The sequence below is a fragment of the Bacteroides hominis genome, assembly GCF_033042785.2.
In the GTDB taxonomy this organism is placed as follows: Bacteria; Bacteroidota; Bacteroidia; order Bacteroidales; family Bacteroidaceae; genus Bacteroides; species Bacteroides hominis.
Map to the genome: position 1 here is coordinate 988,253 of NZ_CP178829.1, position 19,934 is coordinate 1,008,186.

Below are 19,934 nucleotides of genomic sequence, written 5' to 3' on the forward strand. Positions count from 1 at the left end.
ATGGAGTGGTTGAATGAATATCACCTGTCAGGGTTACTTATTGGGATCTGCACGTTTCTGATTATAGGCTTATTTCACCCTGTTGTGGTAAAAGCGGAATATTATTGGGGAACGAAATGCTGGTGGATCTTCCTGATATTGGGTATCGCAGGAGTAGCTGCCTCGTTGAGCACCGACAACATACTTGTTTCGTCTCTTCTGGGTGTATTTGCTTTTTCTTCTTTCTGGACTATCAAAGAAGTCTTTGAACAAGAAGAACGAGTGAAAAAAGGTTGGTTCCCTAAGAATCCCAAACGGACATACAAGTTTTGAGACATACGTAAAAGAGTCAGTTTTTGGCTGAAATATTTGCATAATTCACCCAAAAGCATTAATTTTGTCCCCGCATCCGATACAAAGGATACATCGGGCTTATAGCTCAGTTGGTTAGAGCAACAGACTCATAATCTGGAGGTCCTAGGTTCAAGCCCTAGTTGGCCCACTGAAATCGACTATAGATTATATAATCTATGGTCGATTTCGTTTTATACATACCTTAACAATTATTTTCTCAATGATTCAGCCATAGTTTGAAAGCAGAAAGCTTCTCTTCGCTGATCGTAATTTTCGATTTATAAGGCGGACGGACGGTTACTACTATTTTTCCGTTAAAAAAAGGCTCGGCATGGTCGATTGCATCGATACTGACAAGGACCTGACGGTTGGCACGGAAAAAACGTTCCGGATCCAACTGTTCCATCAGCTTATTCAAAGACAGATCGATGATATGTTCCTGACCTTTCCGGGTAACAGCAAACGTCACTTTATTCTCGGAATAAAAGTAGGCAATATCCGCAACTTGTAAAGACCAGAAACGGTCTACCCCGGAAATAAGGAAACGGGTACGGTAACGTTTCTCTTTGTGTTGAAGTGTTTCAAGCAGGACACCCAGATAATCTTCCGGCCGGGGAACTGCATTATTCAGTAAGCTTTCATATTTCACAATAGCTTCCGACAAGCGCTTCTCGTCTATCGGCTTAAGTATGTAGTCAATACTGTTGACCGTAAATGCACGGATGGCATACTGGTCATACGCTGTAGTAAAGATAATGACAGAGGAAGGATGTACCGCAGAAAGAAAATCAAAGGCATTCCCGTCTGCCAGATGTATGTCGAGGAAGATAAGATCAGGATGGGGATGCTCATGAAACCAAGCTACAGCTTCGTCTACATTGCCCGGAATCATAGTCAGAGTCCATTGTGGACGAAGTCCGGACACCATTGAATGCAGCAGACGTGCTGCCGGAATTTCATCTTCTATAATAACTACATTTAACTTATTCATACAGTAAAGGAACTTTTACGGTAAATACTTTCTCTTCCCTTTGGATGATTATCTCTTTGCCAAGCATTAACAGGCAACGATTGGATAAATTTTTCAACCCTACGCCCGGAGACTCATGGCTCTTCTTCGGTTGTATGGGATTACTCACCACAAGATACTCTTCCTCTAAGCAGATCTCTATTTTCATGGGTTTACTCAATGTGATGGAATTGTGATTAATAACATTCTCTGCCAACAACTGCAAAGTCAGCGGGGGCAGCATGCAACCGGTATATCCGGAAGGAATACAACAGTTATAGCTAATACAGTCCCCTAAACGAACTTCGTGCAGGAACAAGTAAGATTGTAAAAACTCCAATTCTTCTGCCAACGTAACCAATGTTTTATCCTGGCATTGTAATACATAACGGTATACACTGGACAAATGCTTGGTGAAACGTACCGCATTGCCCGGATTGTATTCTATCTCAGCAATCAATGTATTGAGACTGTTGAACAGGAAATGAGGATTCAACTGACTTTGCAAAGCCGCATAACGGGCAGTATCGTTCTCCGTTTGCAATTTTGCAGCTTCTTGTTGCAGTTTCAGGTTGTTCTGGATGGAACGATTTGCCAATAGTAAGCCTACAATCACAAGTTCTACCAACCAGACTACAATCAGGATACGCCAACCGCCATTCGAGAAAGTGAACAGATTGGGCAGGCCTGCCAATAATTTGGCAGTAATCAGCAGACCATAGTTCAGCAGAAGGAACAACAGGGTTACGACGAGATAAGTAGCTGTTATTTTCCAACGATGGCGGATATTGAGTGCATACTGATTGTTTATCCACGAACTGATCCGAAGTGTAGAATATCCCAGCACATTGAGAGCTGCAATAAAGAAGACGAATGCTCCCTTTGAATAGAGAACATCCGCTACTTTAGGAGTAAGCTCCGTATAGTTGACAAGCAGGAGGTAGGAAAAGATACCTAATCCCGAGAATAGCAGACCATATAACAGGGTATTCCATTTCATGCGAACAAAGCTATTATATTTCGGGTAATTATCATAAACTATTTAATATTTATTCAAAGCTCTGATCAATTCGGAATAAGATCCTTGTGCCGAGACTTTCGCTTGTACATGGTTGATTTGGGAGGCCTGCCGATACGTTTGTGCCTCAATCACTTCTATGACAGAGACCTTCCCTTCAGTGTACCGTTCCAATGCCATACATTCGTTTTCAAGAGCCTTGCCCAGTGAGCTTTCGGTAAGCCGTACCTGCTCTAAGGCTTGGGAAAGCGAAACGCGGGCTGTTTCAACTTCCAGTTTTACCTGATCGGTTACCAGGTTCAAGTTGTCGGTTGCCATACCTATTTTCAAAGACGCAGCCCGCTTTTCATCACGTCTTTTCCCCCATTCGAATAATGGAACGGACAGCTTGGCGTAAACCGCATAATTAGGGTCGAGATCAGAATGGAAATCATAACCGGGTGAAGAATAACTTCCATCCACACCTACATAAAATTGAGGCTTATATTTAGCATCTGTCAATTTCTTTGAGCTTTCTGCCATTTTAATCCGAGCATAAGCCATTTTCAACTCCGGACGGTCGGTTCCACCAGTCTCCCATAACTCCCCATCTAATACAACTGCAGAAATCGTATCTTCTATTTCAGTCGGGGCATGAAGTTCTACACCAATCAGAGAGTTTAGTGCCATACGCCCTGTTTCAAGATTTCTCTTAGCCTGCAACAGCTGATACTCCGCTTCATTCAGTTTCACTTCCGCCATGAGCAAATCCTGAGGATCGACCAATCCAGCTTCCACCCGTTCCCGAATGGTCTGAGAGAGAGTAGCGACCGAATTACGGTATTCGGTAGTTATGCGGACTATTTCCGAACGCGCAACAGTATTCCAGTATTGCATATCTGTCTGATAACACACAGCCGAACGGAAATAATCGGCTTGATATGTGGCCAGACTTTGCTGATGTTTAGCTAACCGGATATTCTCCAACAATCGTCCACCCGTATAAACAGGTTGCAATAAAGAGAGTGAAGCCCCGTACTTCATATTTCTCCCTTCAAAAGTCATCGGATTTTGCATCGAGGGTAAATCAAGATTCAACTGAAGGGGATTACCGGTATACTGAAAATTCGCATCCCCCGACAATTTGGGTCTCAGGTCCTTCTGTGCCGCTTTCTCCAATTCGATACTTGCAGCGATATTCTTATCCGCAGCTTTCAGGTCGTGGTTATAATCTACAGCCATCGACCTGTACTTCTGCAGCAGATTATTTTGCTGAGCAAAAGAAGCTGTCGGAACACACAACAAAAGGATAAGCCATCTGTTTATTTTCTTCATCGTCATTTCTCTTTTATCTTATAAAACATAGCATAAAGTGCCGGAGTCACAAAAAGGGTCAGCAATGTGGCAAATGTCAGCCCGAAAATGATAGTAGCTGCCATTCCTCCAAATGCTATATCAAACAACAGGGGAACCATACCCAGAATTGTTGTCGTGGCGGCCATTAACACCGGACGAGTTCTCGAAACCGTAGATTCAATCACAGCCGTATAAGGAACAACCCCCTCCCGGCGCTGCACATCTATTTCATCAAGCAATACAATCACATTCTTGATAACCATACCCAATAATCCCAGCCATCCGGCAATCGGAAAGAAACCGAAATCAAATCCAGTCAGAAGCATACCTATGGCTACTCCAATGATGGATAACGGGAGTACACACAGGATAATAACCGGATCACGGAAGTTACCGAACAAAGCGACCAGAATAACTACCAACACAAGAAAAGCCAACGGAAAGAATTTACCGATTGCCTGCATCGCTTCCCCCTGATCTTTGTACTGCGAGTCCCAAAAGAAAGTATAACCCTCGGGCAGCTCCATCGCTTCTATCTCTTCACGAATCTCTCCATGCACTTCGGCCATTGTATGACCAGGTTTCACTCCACACATAGCAGCCATAGACAGCTGCCGGTTGTAAGTACGGATCTGCGGCCATTCCCATACTGACTCGATACGTTCCGTCACCTGCGACAGAGGCGCCGAATGTTCTCCGTTCCACACCGAGAAATTACCCAAAGAACGGACATCTGTAATGTCAACTCCCTCTGACTTCAATAACACAGGAACTTTCTTTTCACCGTCGCGATAAACTCCCACTCTGGTTCCGTCGCTAATCGATTTTACAGACTCCATCATCTGTGCTTTGGTTATGCCAAGGACACCGGCCTTCACCGGATCGTAAACCGGCCGTATCACCATCGTCATATTTCCCCATTCATTGCGTGCATCTGCCACTTTAGGATTACGACGCATAATTTCTATCGCTACGCCTGTCAACGAGTCCAAAACGGCAGGATCAGGCCCCAGAAAGCGAGCTTCTATCATAGCCTCCGTTAGTGGACTTAATTCAAACTTATTCACCTTGATCAGAGGTTCCGGGTATTTCAGCCGGATAGAATCCTGCAACAGAGCATTCAGCGTCCTTGATTCTTTGGAGCTCTTACACTTCACTAACAATTGGGCATAGTTGGATTGTGGACCAAAAGATATATTCGATAAATAATAACGGGGCGGAGTACGACCTATATAAGATGAAACCATCTCCGTTTCTTCATGCCTACGAATATAATCGGCTATATCGCCCGCCATACGGTCAGTCTCCTCAATCGCTGTCCCTTCAGGCAACCACATATCGACAGTGAAGTATTGCTTATCCAGAGCGGGTACAAAAACCTTGGGAATATACTTGAAACTCCAGGCCGAAAAGAACAACAAAACAATCAACGAAGCAACCGTCACCGTGCGATGCCGAAGTACCCAACGCAATGCTTTACGGAAAAGATTATAATACTTCCCGTCAAACAGGGATGCTTTCAACTCTTCGGGACGCGGACGTCGTACAAACTCCTGAATGAAAAATGGAGTCTGTGTCAGGGCAAATACCCAACTGAACATCAACGAAACGCCGATCACCACGACCAATGATGATAATAGCTCTCCGGTAATATGGGGTGAATAGTAAATCGGCAGGAAAGTAAGGATAGCAATAACTGTCGCTGCCAATAAAGGCATAGCGGTTGACGAACATGCACGCATGATAGCAACCCGCTTGCGCATTCCCCGTTCCATGTTAATCAGTGCAGAATCGGATACGACGATGGCATTATCAACCAGCATTCCCATAGCAATGATAATCGCGGCAAGCGACATTCGCTGAAGAGCAATATCACATGCCATCATAACAATAAGGGTGGCAAAGATAGAGAAAACCAATCCGCTACCTATCAGAACCCCATTCCTGAATCCGATAAAGAACAACAGAATAGCAACAACAGTGATAACCGAAATAATCAGATTCAAGATAAACCCTTGATTTGCTACCGCCGATTCATAGCCTTGATCGTAGATGGGAGTCAACTCATAACCATCGGGCATGGTTTGAGACAACTCACCAATACGTGCTTTAACAGCCTCTGCCATATCCACGACATTTCCTGTCGGTACAGTAGAAATGGCAATTCCAATTGCCGGACTACCATTTATACGCATTTGGTTTGCAGGAGGAGTCTGATAACTCTCCTCGATCTTCGCAATATCAGCCAAACGAAAATGCTCACCGTTACGTGAAACAATAGTAAGATTCCGGATATCATCCAGCGAATAAAAGTTACCGGTAGACTCAATACGGATACGATTGGTACCGGCATCCATACCACCGGCATCCACAACTTTATTCTGAGCCTCAAAAGCTCGTGCAATGTCGGAAGTCGTAACTCCACTTTGTGCCATCACAGCAGGACTGATTAGAATATCAATCGTCGGTGTTTGCACACCATAGATCTCAATCTTCGCCACATCCTTGACTTTTAGTAATTCATTCTTTATCAGTTTAGCCTGATCTTCCAGTTCTCTATACGTATGGCCATCCCCCGTCAGTCCATAAAATACGCCGAGCACATCACCAAAGTCATCGTTCACGATAGAAGTTCCCGCACCGGCCGGCAATTTATCCTGCACATCATTCACTTTCCGGCGCAACTTATCCCATAGCTGCTGCATCTCGTCAGCACGGATTTCTTTCTTCACATAAACTGTAATCTTCGATAGTCCGGCACGATTTTCTGTTTTCAGATAATAAAGCTCACCCAAAGATTGTATGGCTTCTTCCAGAATGTCGGTCACCTGCGACTGTACTTCTGACGGTGAAGCTCCGGGATAAGAAGTCAGAACCAATGCTTGCTTAATAGTAAAAGGGGCATCCTCCAATTTTCCCATTTTAAAATAAGAAAACAGGCCTCCTGCCAATATCAGCACCAACAATAAGATTGTAACAACTCTTTTCTGTAGAAAGTACTTTACCATTTTCATAATGAATTCGCCTTAGAAGAGATTGTTACTTTCATGCCGTCTGATAAAAAGCGTAGTCCGCTTGTAGCCACAGTCTCGTTATCCTGTAATCCCTCGATTATGATAATATAACCGTTAGGAAGCAGATTTCCCTTTTTCACCTGTCTACGGTTCACCTGATGAGTGTCAGTGTTTACAACCCACACATAATCACCTTCCGACGGACGATGGCATAGAGCTGTCTGCGGAATGGAAACACCAACCGGATTTGTTACCCGGGAAACATCAAATATTGCCTTACCCGACATACCAGCCAGTAATTCCCCTTTTCCATTTGGTAAAATGGCCGTTAGTAAATAAGAAAGGTTGTTGCGGGTTGTCCCCCTCGATATTTCCATAATCCCTGCCTTATAAATCTTATCCGGCCGGGCATCAAAACGTATCTGAACAGTATCTCCGGGATGTGAAGTAAATGCAATATCTTGAGTAACATAAATCTCCATTTTCAGCCGGTCTATATCAATAAATGAAATGACCGGCTGAGTAGCCTTCACATCCTGAAACTTCTCTATATACACTTCTCCCACATATCCATTAAATGGAGCTATCAAGCGAGTATCCTCCAATTCGTAAGAGGCGGTATCAAAAGCTGCTTTAGCAGTGGTATAATCAGCCTTGGCCTTTTCGTATGTACTGGCCGAAACATTATTCTTCTCGTACAACTTCTCTATTCGTTCAAACTCAGCTTTAGCCTGGCAATAGATCGCTTCGGCCCGTTCTTTACGAATATGAAAGTCACGCGGATCTATTTCAGCAATAATACTCCCCTGTTTGTAAGAGTTACCGGCATATACTTCAAAACGATCGATGGGGCCTCCTACGCGAAACGACAATTCCGATGTACGGAAAGGTTGCGCAATGAACGGAAACTCCGTTGTGTTCTGTCCAAAGCCCGGAATAGCTTGTGTTGTCCTGACAATAAAGTCCTGACTTTGCTTACTGTCCTTATCTGTGCAAGAAAATAGCAGTAAGAGAGTAACTAATAATGCACCTATCTTCATATCTTATTTTTTTAATTTCCCGACAAAAATAGATAATCAGACGATGTAATAAGGAAGTAAAGATTCTGAGACCGGAAAAATGAAGATTGAGTCAGGAGTATATGGGATGAAGCCGATAAAAAGATTATCAGGAGATATTGCTTATACCCAAAAACAAGTCATCCCCTCGTGTCTTCTGACCCGAGGGGATGAACTCTCTGAAAAAAACGGCGACTACCTACTCTCCCACTGTTACGCAGTACCATCGGCGTGATCAGGCTTAACTTCTCTGTTCGGAATGGGAAGAGGTGGAACCCTGATGCTATAGTCACCTGAATAAGGTAGACATAATGTACAAAAGTAAACTTAGCTGTCTATTATCTAAATAGTAAAGCTAAACGGATATATAAACCATAAAAGACAATAAAAGAAAGTCATCGGGCAATTAGTAACGCTCGGCTGTGATGTTACCACCTGTACACCTGCGTCCTATCAACGTTGTAGTCTACAACGACCCTAAAAGAAATCTAATCTTGTGGCTGGCTTCGTACTTAGATGCTTTCAGCACTTATCCAATCCCGACTTAGATACCCGGCAATGCACCTGGCGGCACAACCGGTAAACCAGAGGTCAGTCCAACACGGTCCTCTCGTACTAGTGTCAGAGCCACGCAAATTTCATGCGCCCACGATAGATAGAGACCGAACTGTCTCACGACGTTCTGAACCCAGCTCGCGTGCCACTTTAATGGGCGAACAGCCCAACCCTTGGGACCTTCTCCAGCCCCAGGATGTGACGAGCCGACATCGAGGTGCCAAACCCCTCCGTCGATATGAGCTCTTGGGAGGGATCAGCCTGTTATCCCCGGAGTACCTTTTATCCTTTGAGCGATGTCCCTTCCATACGGAAACACCGGATCACTATGCTCTAGTTTCCTACCTGATCGACTTGTGAGTCTCCCAGTCAAGCGCCCTTATGCCATTACACTCTGCCGCCGGTTACCAATCGGCGTGAGGGCACCTTTAGAAGCCTCCGTTACACTTTTGGAGGCGACCACCCCAGTCAAACTACCCACCAAACAGTGTCCTCGCGACTGCGAGTTAGAACTCAAATAATCAAAGGGCCGTATTTCAACAGCGACTCCACAAATACTGGCGTACCTGCTTCAAAGTCTCCGGCCTATCCTACACATCAATTACCCAAATTCAATGTTAAGCTATAGTAAAGGTTCACGGGGTCTTTTCGTCCCATCGCGGGTAATCGGCATCTTCACCGATACTACAATTTCACTGAGCTCACGGTTGAGACAGTGTCCAGATCATTACACCATTCGTGCAGGTCGGAACTTACCCGACAAGGAATTTCGCTACCTTAGGACCGTTATAGTTACGGCCGCCGTTTACTGGGGCTTCAATTCAATGCTTCTCTTGCGATGACATCTCCTCTTAACCTTCCAGCACCGGGCAGGTGTCAGGCTGTATACGTGATCTTTCAATTTTGCACAGCCCTGTGTTTTTGTTAAACAGTTGCCTGGACCTATTCTCTGCGCCCTCCCGTCACCGGGTAGGGACCCTTTATCCCGAAGTTACAGGGTCAATTTGCCTAGTTCCTTAACCGTGATTCACTCAAGCGCCTGAGTATATTCAACCCGACTACGTGTGTCCGTTTGCGGTACGGGTACCATTAAGATTAAGTTTAGCGGATTTTCTTGGGAGTATGTTTACACGCACTATTACCGTTTTCCGAGGAAATTGGTATACTGTCAGGTTCGACTCTTATCCCGGATTTGCCTGGGATAATCAACATCTACACCCTTTAACGGACTATTCCGTCAGTCCGCGGCGTTGTCACTCCTCCGTCTCCACGTCACTCTTAATGCTAGTACAGGAATATTAACCTGTTCTGCCATCGGCATCACCGTTCGGCTGAGCCTTAGGACCCGACTAACCCTGATCCGATTAGCGTTGATCAGGAAACCTTAGTCTTGCGGCGAGGGGGTTTCTCACCCCCTTTATCGTTACTTATACCTACATTTGCTTTTCCACACGCTCCAGTAAAGCTCACGCTTCGCCTTCAACGCAGAGTGGAATGCTCCCCTACCGATACTTACGTATCCCATAGCTTCGGTAAAACACTTAATGCCCGATTATTATCCACGCCAAACTCCTCGACTAGTGAGCTGTTACGCACTCTTTAAATGAATGGCTGCTTCCAAGCCAACATCCTAGCTGTCTTAGCAATCTGACTTCGTTAGTTCAACTTAGTGTTTATTTGGGGACCTTAGCTGATGGTCTGGATTCTTCTCCTTTAGGACATGGACCTTAGCACCCATGCCCTCACTCCTGAGATCGAACTAATGCGCATTCGGAGTTTATCAAGACTTGATAGGCGGTGAAGCCCTCGCATCTTATCAGTCGCTCTACCTCACATTAGTAATTCTCAAGGCTGCACCTAAATGCATTTCGGGGAGTACGAGCTATCTCCAAGTTTGATTAGCCTTTCACCCCCACCCTCAGGTCATCCGGAAGCTTTTCAACGCTTATCGGTTCGGTCCTCCAGTTAGTGTTACCTAACCTTCAACCTGCCCAAGGGTAGATCACTTGGTTTCGCGTCTACTCCTTCCGACTATCCGCCCTGTTCAGACTCGCTTTCGCTTCGGATCCACATCTCAAGATGCTTAACCTTGCCGGAAAAAGTAACTCGTAGGTTCATTATGCAAAAGGCACGCCGTCACAACATAAGCTGCTCCGACCGCTTGTAGGCGCATGGTTTCAGGGACTATTTCACTCTTCTATTCGAAGTGCTTTTCACCTTTCCTTCACAGTACTGGTTCGCTATCGGTCTCTCGGGAGTATTTAGCCTTACCGGATGGTCCCGGCTGGTTCACGCAGAATTCCTCGTGCTCCGCGCTACTCAGGATACCACTACGCTTCAGTTACCTTAGAATACCGGGCTATCACCGTCTATGGCGCGACTTTCCAGTCGCTTCTTCTCAATAACTTTCTTGCGAGAGCGTGGTCCTACAACCCCACACATGCCGTAACATGGGTGGTTTGGGCTATTCCCCGTTCGCTCGCCACTACTAGGGGAATCATTATTTATTTTCTTTTCCTGCAGGTACTAAGATGTTTCAGTTCCCTGCGTTAGCCTCCAACTTGGTTGGATGACATTCCTTCAGAATGCCGGGTTGTCCCATTCGGAAATCTTCGGATCAAAGGTTATTTGCACCTACCCGAAGCTTATCGCAGCTTATCACGTCCTTCATCGCCTCCGAGAGCCAAGGCATCCGCCATGCGCCCTTATTTACTTTCTTTTATCGCCAGGTTCATCTCCTTTTCTTAAAAAGGATCTGAACCAAATGGTTCGATATATACTTTTAGCTCTTACTAAATTTACTTTTTTTTGTACATCATGTCAAAGATCGTATGATAACATTCGGCAACTTGTGTTGCCGGAGTATCAATGGTGGAGAATAACGGATTCGAACCGTTGACCCTCTGCGTGCAAGGCAGATGCTCTAGCCAGCTGAGCTAATCCCCCCAATCATACAAGATAGTAATCTCGTCTTGGTAGTCCCAGGCAGAGTTGAACTGCCGACCTCTACATTATCAGTGTAGCGCTCTAACCAACTGAGCTATAGGACTAGTTCAACCGTGTCCTGTTTTTAGACTCGGCTTCTGTTTTTCTCTTGTTTATCTCTATCTATATTGCTATAGATGGTCGATCTATATTCTATAAATAAACAAGTACCAGTAGTACAATTTTAGAACCAATGAACGTCGTTTCCAACATCGCTCCAGAAAGGAGGTGTTCCAGCCGCACCTTCCGGTACGGCTACCTTGTTACGACTTAGCCCCAGTCACCAGTTTTACCCTAGGACGCTCCTTGCGGTTACGTACTTCAGGTACCCCCGGCTCCCATGGCTTGACGGGCGGTGTGTACAAGGCCCGGGAACGTATTCACCGCGCCGTGGCTGATGCGCGATTACTAGCGAATCCAGCTTCACGAAGTCGGGTTGCAGACTTCGATCCGAACTGAGAGAGGCTTTTGGGATTAGCATCCTGTCACCAGGTAGCTGCCTTCTGTACCCCCCATTGTAACACGTGTGTAGCCCCGGACGTAAGGGCCGTGCTGATTTGACGTCATCCCCACCTTCCTCACATCTTACGACGGCAGTCTCTCCAGAGTCCTCAGCATGACCTGTTAGTAACTGAAGATAAGGGTTGCGCTCGTTATGGCACTTAAGCCGACACCTCACGGCACGAGCTGACGACAACCATGCAGCACCTTCACAGCGGTGATTGCTCACTGACATGTTTCCACATCATTCCACTGCAATTTAAGCCCGGGTAAGGTTCCTCGCGTATCATCGAATTAAACCACATGTTCCTCCGCTTGTGCGGGCCCCCGTCAATTCCTTTGAGTTTCACCGTTGCCGGCGTACTCCCCAGGTGGAATACTTAATGCTTTCGCTTGGCCGCTTACTGTATATCGCAAACAGCGAGTATTCATCGTTTACTGTGTGGACTACCAGGGTATCTAATCCTGTTTGATACCCACACTTTCGAGCATCAGTGTCAGTTGCAGTCCAGTGAGCTGCCTTCGCAATCGGAGTTCTTCGTGATATCTAAGCATTTCACCGCTACACCACGAATTCCGCCCACCTCTACTGTACTCAAGACTGACAGTATCAACTGCAATTTTACGGTTGAGCCGCAAACTTTCACAACTGACTTACCAGTCCACCTACGCTCCCTTTAAACCCAATAAATCCGGATAACGCTCGGATCCTCCGTATTACCGCGGCTGCTGGCACGGAGTTAGCCGATCCTTATTCATATTATACATACAAAACAGTATACATACTGCACTTTATTCTAATATAAAAGAAGTTTACAACCCATAGGGCAGTCATCCTTCACGCTACTTGGCTGGTTCAGGCTCGCGCCCATTGACCAATATTCCTCACTGCTGCCTCCCGTAGGAGTTTGGACCGTGTCTCAGTTCCAATGTGGGGGACCTTCCTCTCAGAACCCCTATCCATCGAAGGCTTGGTGAGCCGTTACCTCACCAACAACCTAATGGAACGCATCCCCATCCTTTACCGGAATCCTTTAATAATCAAACCATGCGGAATGATTATACCATCGGGTATTAATCTTTCTTTCGAAAGGCTATCCCCGAGTAAAGGGCAGGTTGGATACGTGTTACTCACCCGTGCGCCGGTCGCCAGCAAAGAAAGCAAGCTTTCTTCCTGATGCCCCTCGACTTGCATGTGTTAAGCCTGTAGCTAGCGTTCATCCTGAGCCAGGATCAAACTCTTCATTGTAAAAGTATTGTTATAATCCCAATAAGGGACAATATTAGCTCTGTTCAGGATGTCGAAAATTTATTGACGGTCATTTTTTCATATACCTATATAATAAGTATTGACGGTTCTAAATTTACTTGTACTACTTGTATTGTTTATCAATTTTTCAAAGAACTCTTCTTTTCGATTGTGCTTCGTTTCAAAAGCGGGTGCAAAGGTAAAAGGTTTATTTTAAAACACCAAATGTTTTGGAAGTTTTTTTTAAAATGTTTTTCCGGTCTGTTCTCCGACTCTCTTAGCGAAAGGGAAAGGCACCGGAATAAACGCCTTTTATCGCGAATCGGACTGCAAAGATAACGAATTTTAATATTAAACTCCAAAGAAAAAGGAGATTATTTTGGTTATCCGTTAAGGCAATCAATACGCACTTGCAACATGTCAATTTCAATCGGCTCTCCGTCTCTTGGAAAGCGGGTGCAAAAGTACGCGATTTACCAATACAAGGCAAATATATAAGGAAGTTTTTTAAATAAAAATATAAATTTATATGTAAAGGGCTGAGGGAGAGGTAGGTTTTAAAGCATACTTTAAAAAGAAGGGAAAAGGGAGGGCCAAGGGGACACATAATTATAATATATAGAGGGGGGAATACTTGGAAAACAAGGAGGGGGGGATTCATTGGGGAGGGAGGGGAATCTCTGTGTTGGGAACGAACCGACAGGCGGTTTCAAATTTCTCCGGGGGGGGGGGATATGGGAAAGGGATTCTCAGGGGGCACCCGGATAAATGTGTAGCTGAGTCAGCAGTTAAATATCATTGATAATCAGAAGAGTATATTTACCTGAATTTTATTCTTGATGTAAAGCCATTTACCCGGGCATGTAAAAGCATTTACCTCAGCATGTAAAGCCATTTACCTCGGCATGTAAAAGCGTTTACCCCGGTTGGTAAATGGAACCCGCATTCGAGGTTACGGGGGTACGCGCGTAAAGGCAGCGTCAAGGCAACGTATGCTTCGGACAGACCATGCTTGAGGGAAAGCGCCGGCGGAAGGAAAGCCGGGAGGACAAGGTAAAGGGTAAGCGCCGTCTATTCAGGAAGGCAGGAGAAAGGGAATAGCGGACAAGGAATGGGGCGGACGGGGGGCAAAGAATATCCCAAGCGGCAAATAACAAAGGACTTCCGGAAAAAAGCAGAGCATTTTCAAACAAACAAGCGGGGATATGAAAATGCTTTTTAAAGGGAAAACTGACAAGAAACAGAAAGTATAATTCTGAATACGAGGGAATTATGGAAGTTTTTCAAGCGATGGCAGAGGGTGGAAGATGGAAGATGAGGGTGGAAGATAAACAGGCTGAAAACGCGATCTTCCACCAGGGTAAATAAATGATAATCAGATAAAAAGATGGAAAAAGATGGAAAAAGGTGGAAGATGGAAGATAGAAATGCATTTCGCGGAGGAGAGGACAGAAAAGGCACTGTCCACGATTTTGTGTAAATAGAGAGGACTCTCCATAGAGAGCAGCGCCCCTATTTACAATTACCTCTACCCATACCCTCACTTTTCTTTTGCAACTAACAGTAGTCATCCTTTTAAATACTTATTGATACATCTACGGTCCCAGTTAATTCCCTGTTTTACAACTTTAGCCGGAACACCCGCAATAATTACATTGGGTTCATTAAATACCCTCGTTACGATACTCCCCCAACCAATAATACTATTATCAGAGACTTTCACATTTTTACAAACCTTCACATCTTTTCCGATCCATACATGCTTACCTATTACGATACTCTTAGCAAAATTTATCGGCTCACCCTCTAAATTCGTTATCGTATGTGCGTCGGTACACCATATATCAACGCCCCAGCTCAACTGACTATCGTCTCCAATACTGATGCACGAATCATCTTCTTGCAAATATAACGTAACGCCATTAATTACTACACGATTTCCAATATCTACCCGACAATTATTAGCCATTCTTGAAACACCGGCTCCCAGTCCCGGAAGTTGCCCAATGATAAGCTTCAATCCCGTCATACCCAATATGGTAGAATAGCGTAAAATAATCGTCCCTATATTTACTATATTATTATCTCCTTTTACAACCAGAAGAAATCCATCACTTAGCAACAATTCTTCCGCACTATCTTCAGAATCGCAATACATTGAAATGTGATTGTTATTCCCAATGATCGTTATGTTAGCTTGATTTATAATCCGATTAAACCGTTCGTTCTGAGAAGCCATACAGTCAATCCGATTATGTGGGAAAATCAATGTAATTTCATTATTTTGACCATTAACATGTTCCATATCATTCTAAATCCTATAGTTTACATTCGTAGCAATACAGCTTTTACTCCTTTCTGCCAAATGTACGAAAAGGAATAGCTTCACATTCATTAGCCTACTCCTGATCTTCTTCATTTTAAGTAAATTAACGATTACAACAATAAACCGAAAGCAAATGATCCTCTCAAAGCAAATATCAGAGGAAAACAAGTATGGCAGGAAAGACAGGCACGATGAAAAGACTAATGCTTTTTACTCAAAAAAGCTATCGGGAAAATCTAATTTATAATGCATTGTAAATCCGATGAGGTACATATAGGACAAGCCTTAAAAACGAAAAACTTCCTCACTTCTAAAATATGCGCATATGTTTTTATACTTTTGCATTTAATAATTCAACTAAAAAAATCATATGCAGCCCGGATCTTTAGCAACTTTCATCCTATTACTGTTTATCACAACCTCTTGCCGGAATAAGGAAACGCAGTTCTATCCCGTACCTATGGACTCCATAAATCTTGTAGCCCCAGAAAAGCCACAACCGATTGCAGCCAAAAGTCAAACAGCTCTTTATCTGGACTCAATCGGACTGGTAAATATCTCCGAACTCGACTCTACATTCATAATCAACCTGATGTATGCCACCCCGGATAATTTCACCGGTCAACTTCTTTATGGTGATTTGAAAGAGGCATATCTCCATCCGGACGCAGCTAAAGCCCTTTTGCAGGCACACCTGTTACTCAAAGCAGAGCATCCTGGCTATCGCCTGGTGATTTATGATGCAGCACGTCCGATGTCCGTTCAGAAAAAGATGTGGGATGTTGTAAAAGGAACCTCTAAATATTTCTATGTATCTAATCCGGCACGAGGAGGAGGACTGCATAATTATGGCCTGGCAGTAGACATCGGCATAGTAGACTCTCTCGGGCACCCACTTTCTATGGGAACCGAAGTTGATTATATGGGTGCAACATCGCATATCACAAACGAAGCAGAACTCGTGAAAAAAGGAAAAATAACGCAACAAGAACGCGAAAACCGAATTCTACTAAGAAGAGTCATGAAAGGTGCAGGATTCCGTGCACTCCCCAGCGAATGGTGGCACTTTAACCTGTGCAGCCGAGACGAAGCAAAACAAAAGTATAAACTTATAAACTAAAATAAGATATGTACCTTTCTCCGGAAACAGTCCTGTTTATCCGGGAGCATCGCAATGACGATATACGCTCCCTCGCATTACAGGCAAAGAAATATCCCCAGGTTGACATGTCCTCTGCTATCGTCCAGATAGCCGGATGGCAAGCCGCCGCTTCAAAAATACCAAGTTGGCATGCTACGGAAAATCTTCTTTATCCACGTCATTTATCATTGGAACAATGTTCATCGGAAATCACCGCACTCTACAAAGCCTCACTGGCACAGGGAGAAACGCTGGTCGATCTTACGGGCGGATTCGGTATTGATTGTGCTTTTCTCGCAGCCCGGTTTAAAACAGTCACCTACATCGAACGCCAAAAAGAACTTTGCGAGATTGCCGCTCACAATTTTCCATTATTGGGATTAAAGCAGATCCGGATACAAAATGCCGACGGAGTAGAGTACTTGCAAACAATGTCGCCCACAGACTGTATCTTCCTGGACCCGGCACGCCGCAATGAACATGGCGGAAAAACAGTAGCCATATCCGACTGTGAACCTAATGCAGCCGCACTGGAGGAATTATTGCTCGAAAAAGGGCAACAGGTTATAATCAAACTTTCCCCAATGCTCGACCTTTCTCTGGCTATACGGGACATGAAGCATGTTTCTGAGGTCCACATTATCTCCGTCAACAACGAATGTAAGGAACTGTTGTTAATGTTGCGGTCTGAAAAGACATCTCCGATGATCCTGCCTACCCTATCGCAGCCTATCGTCTGCATCAACTTTGCAAACCGAAAAATACAGCGTTTCGTCTTTACGCGCGAAGCAGAGCAGAGCACCGATTGCTCTTACACCCATAAAATAGGTACTTACTTGTATGAACCCAACGCCTCTATTCTCAAAGCCGGTGCTTTCCGCAGCATCGCTTCTGCGTTTCATTTAAGCAAGCTCCATCCCAACAGCCATCTCTACACCTCGGATGAACGGATAGAAGAATTTCCAGGCCGAATCTTCCGGGTGACCGGCTACTCAGGCCTCAACAAAAAAGAACTGAAGAATCTCTTAAATGAAGTGGATAAAGCCAACCTCACTGTCCGCAACTTCCCACAATCTGTGGCAGAACTACGAAAACGGCTAAAAATAGCTGACGGAGGTGATATCTATCTGTTTGCTACTACCCTGAACGATGAAAGAAAAATCATCATCCGATGTGAGAAAGCATAAAATGAAGAGAGGCAACGTCGTCCCGACGCTGCCTCTTTCTCTCAATCAATTTATAGAAACTGTTTGTCCCAACGAATAAATCTCGTCTGACTGCCCATAAGGCTTTTCTTTCAACATCCCCTGAACTTTAACCACAATCCTGTATTTCGATTCAGGTTCTTTCAGTGTATATTCCCACGAAGTAGGCTCACCTTCCAAAGAAATCTGATGCTCTAACACCGCCCCCTTGTAAACCTGAACATAAACGGATAAAGGACGTTCCACCTCTTCCGGAATCGCTGTAGGCAATTTCCATTCAATCAAAGCTTCATTATCAGGTGATAGTGACGATTTCAAATCGGTCACCGGGGGCAAAGAAACCCCATCCTTGAAATCAATGATATCGCGATCCTGACAACCTGTGACAGCAAGTATACAAAGCATCACAGAGAAAAAATATAGTATTCTTTTCATAATCGTCTGTTTTTTATTAGTAACCCGGATTCTGTATATAATTTCCTTTCGCCCAGTTCATCTGTTGCTGAGGAATAGGCTTATATTCATCTCTTCCTGCAACAAAGACAGCATTATTCATCCACGAGAAGCGAGTTTTTTCTTTCTTGAAATAAGCATTCATCGTAGGTTCCAGAATTCCCCATCTTTGCAGATCGAAGAAACGTCTTCCCTCACATGCCATTTCAAGACGATTCTCAAACATCAGTGCTTTCCATGCATACTCTTTGGTCCATGCAGCCTCGTCAGTATATAAACTAACTTTATAATTCATATAAGGAGTACCGTCTGCCATCAATAGACGGATTCTACTGTTATTGGCACGTTCGCGTAGCTTATTGATGATAGGACGAGCTTCTTTATGGCGATCCAACTGAATCAGAATTTCAGCTTTCCACAATAAAACTTCAGCATAACGTATTTGTTTCACGTTCATTGAGTTGCGGTTTACAATGATACAATCGCAACCGGCAGGTACCAATTCCTTAACAGATTTCAGATAACCATAATCACCGGGGCTTCTGGAAGCCTTCTCTTCATACAACAAGTCCGGATTATATTTATAAGGATATCCCGGAATGGCTGCTGTATGACTCAGACGAGGATCGAAAGTATTTTCACTGAAATACTCTTTGAATCTTCCTTTCAGTTCCGCATCATTAAACGTATCGAACAAAGGCAAACCGTCTTTATCAGTTCTGAAAGCATTTGCCATATTAAAGCTCATCTTATGGAAGTCACAACATGGGAAATAAGGTTCCCAGGAAGGAGCATTCAATTCTGCACCGTTGTTTGTATTTCCTCCACTTGATGTTCCGTCATTGATAGAATACTGGATTTCCCAAATTGCTTCTTTGGTAGCATTATCATATTCCGGCAAGAAATTTTCGGCAAAGTCTTCACATAAACCTACATTTCCACCTTCCTGATCGGTGATCTGGTTAATATAAACCAGAGCGCGTTCCAGAATCGCCTTATCTACCTCAACCACCTGATGTCTTTCATCTTGCTTGTATGCCATGAACAACAACGCTTTGGCAGCCATAGCCCGTGCGGCATTCTTATTGATACGGCCTATCTCTTCCTGCTTTTCAGGCAACAGTCTGACAGCTTCTTCCAGATCGGCCACAATGTGTTCCCACAAATATGTATCATCAGTACCATTAGGACGGTTCGAGATATTGGTCACATCTTCCACCGTTCTTCCGTTCTCTTCATCTACCCAAGGAATATATCTCCACAGCGTCTTCATAAAGAAATAGGTAGCTCCGCGCAGGAATTTCACTTCACCGGTACGTACGCCCTTCAACGGATAGTTTTCATCGGTAACTTTAGACAGAGCATAGAGTGCCAGATTGTATCTGGATATGGCTACATATCCCTTGAACCAAGGTCCGTCATTATTGCCTACATTAGCGGTCACAGAAGAGAAAACTTCCATATCGTGCCAGGCAGACTGGTCACTTACACCCGATCCGCCTTTGTAAGCATCGTCTGACCGGATGGAACCATGCATCCACCATGCATGAGCTTCCGACCAAGGCAGATAAGGGATCAGCGAATAGCACGGAGTCACAAAATCATCAATATGTTCAGGCTTTCCTAATAATAAATCATCAGCCAGCACCCCTTTAGGGTTAATATTCAATTGGTCGGCACAGCTCGTCACCAACAAGGAAAGCAAAAGGGCAGATGACAGAAATAAACTATAAAAGGTTTTCATACTATTTC

Annotated in this window: 11 protein-coding genes, 3 tRNA genes and 3 rRNA genes; 4 read left to right on the plus strand and 13 right to left on the minus strand. The window is 44.4% G+C overall.

Features of this window, described 5'->3' with window-relative positions; genetic code table 11:
- Together R3O62_RS04425 and R3O62_RS04430 are read left to right on the plus strand one after the other, a co-directional pair.
- On the plus strand, positions 1-312 hold the full coding sequence (locus tag R3O62_RS04425) for a DUF4491 family protein (protein WP_005791909.1): 312 nt from the start codon (positions 1-3) through the stop codon (positions 310-312).
- Between the two features lie 95 nt (positions 313-407).
- Positions 408-481 (plus strand) — tRNA-Ile (locus tag R3O62_RS04430).
- Between the two features lie 69 nt (positions 482-550).
- Here R3O62_RS04430 and R3O62_RS04435 read toward each other — a convergent pair.
- The 11 genes from R3O62_RS04435 to R3O62_RS04485 all read right to left on the minus strand — a co-directional run bounded on the left by R3O62_RS04435 (position 551) and on the right by R3O62_RS04485 (position 15,362).
- On the minus strand, positions 551-1,324 hold the full coding sequence (locus R3O62_RS04435) for a LytR/AlgR family response regulator transcription factor (protein ID WP_005822438.1): 774 nt from the start codon (positions 1,322-1,324) through the stop codon (positions 551-553).
- A complete protein-coding gene (locus tag R3O62_RS04440) occupies positions 1,317-2,342 on the minus strand; it encodes a sensor histidine kinase (protein WP_005781652.1) in 1,026 nt (341 codons plus the stop codon). The genes R3O62_RS04435 and R3O62_RS04440 overlap by 8 nt, the downstream gene beginning before the upstream one ends.
- Positions 2,343-2,384: 42 nt before the next feature.
- Entirely contained in the window at positions 2,385-3,674 is a 1,290-nt protein-coding gene (locus R3O62_RS04445; RefSeq protein WP_317472898.1) for a TolC family protein, read from the minus strand.
- Positions 3,675-3,676: 2 nt separating this feature from the next.
- Positions 3,677-6,709 (minus strand): efflux RND transporter permease subunit, encoded by a 3,033-nt coding sequence (locus tag R3O62_RS04450; protein ID WP_317472899.1) that lies wholly within the window; start codon positions 6,707-6,709, stop codon positions 3,677-3,679.
- Positions 6,706-7,749 (minus strand): efflux RND transporter periplasmic adaptor subunit, encoded by a 1,044-nt coding sequence (locus tag R3O62_RS04455; RefSeq protein ID WP_413958299.1) that lies wholly within the window; start codon positions 7,747-7,749, stop codon positions 6,706-6,708. The genes R3O62_RS04450 and R3O62_RS04455 overlap by 4 nt, the downstream gene beginning before the upstream one ends.
- A gap of 204 nt (positions 7,750-7,953) precedes the next feature.
- Positions 7,954-8,064: ribosomal RNA gene (gene rrf / locus R3O62_RS04460) — 5S ribosomal RNA — on the minus strand.
- Positions 8,065-8,153: 89 nt separating this feature from the next.
- Positions 8,154-11,041 (minus strand): 23S ribosomal RNA (locus R3O62_RS04465).
- 150 nt (positions 11,042-11,191) lie between these two features.
- A tRNA-Ala gene (locus tag R3O62_RS04470) sits at positions 11,192-11,268 on the minus strand.
- A gap of 27 nt (positions 11,269-11,295) precedes the next feature.
- A tRNA-Ile gene (locus tag R3O62_RS04475) sits at positions 11,296-11,372 on the minus strand.
- 156 nt (positions 11,373-11,528) lie between these two features.
- Positions 11,529-13,057 (minus strand): 16S ribosomal RNA (locus R3O62_RS04480).
- Together the 16S, 23S and 5S rRNA genes with 2 tRNA genes alongside form the textbook arrangement of a ribosomal RNA operon.
- Before the next feature lie 1,567 nt (positions 13,058-14,624).
- Positions 14,625-15,362: an acyltransferase gene (locus R3O62_RS04485; RefSeq protein WP_005812561.1), complete on the minus strand. Its 738-nt coding sequence runs from the start codon at positions 15,360-15,362 to the stop codon at positions 14,625-14,627.
- A gap of 391 nt (positions 15,363-15,753) precedes the next feature.
- Between R3O62_RS04485 and R3O62_RS04490 the strand changes: the two genes are divergently transcribed.
- The gene (locus R3O62_RS04490) at positions 15,754-16,503 is read left to right on the plus strand and encodes a M15 family metallopeptidase (RefSeq protein WP_005782985.1); all 750 of its coding nucleotides are present in this window, start codon (positions 15,754-15,756) and stop codon (positions 16,501-16,503) included.
- An 8-nt stretch (positions 16,504-16,511) separates the two neighbouring features.
- Positions 16,512-17,711 carry a class I SAM-dependent methyltransferase gene (locus tag R3O62_RS04495; protein WP_317473082.1) on the plus strand — a complete coding sequence of 400 codons (1,200 nt, stop codon included), beginning with the start codon at positions 16,512-16,514 and terminating at the stop codon, positions 17,709-17,711.
- Positions 17,712-17,756: 45 nt separating this feature from the next.
- Here the strand turns inward: R3O62_RS04495 and R3O62_RS04500 are convergent, their stop codons facing one another.
- Positions 17,757-18,164: a DUF4945 domain-containing protein gene (locus R3O62_RS04500; RefSeq protein WP_005782981.1), complete on the minus strand. Its 408-nt coding sequence runs from the start codon at positions 18,162-18,164 to the stop codon at positions 17,757-17,759.
- Between the two features lie 16 nt (positions 18,165-18,180).
- Positions 18,181-19,926, minus strand: a complete 1,746-nt coding sequence (locus R3O62_RS04505) for a RagB/SusD family nutrient uptake outer membrane protein (protein ID WP_022011746.1) — start codon at positions 19,924-19,926, stop codon at positions 18,181-18,183.
- Positions 19,927-19,934: the final 8 nt, after the last annotated feature.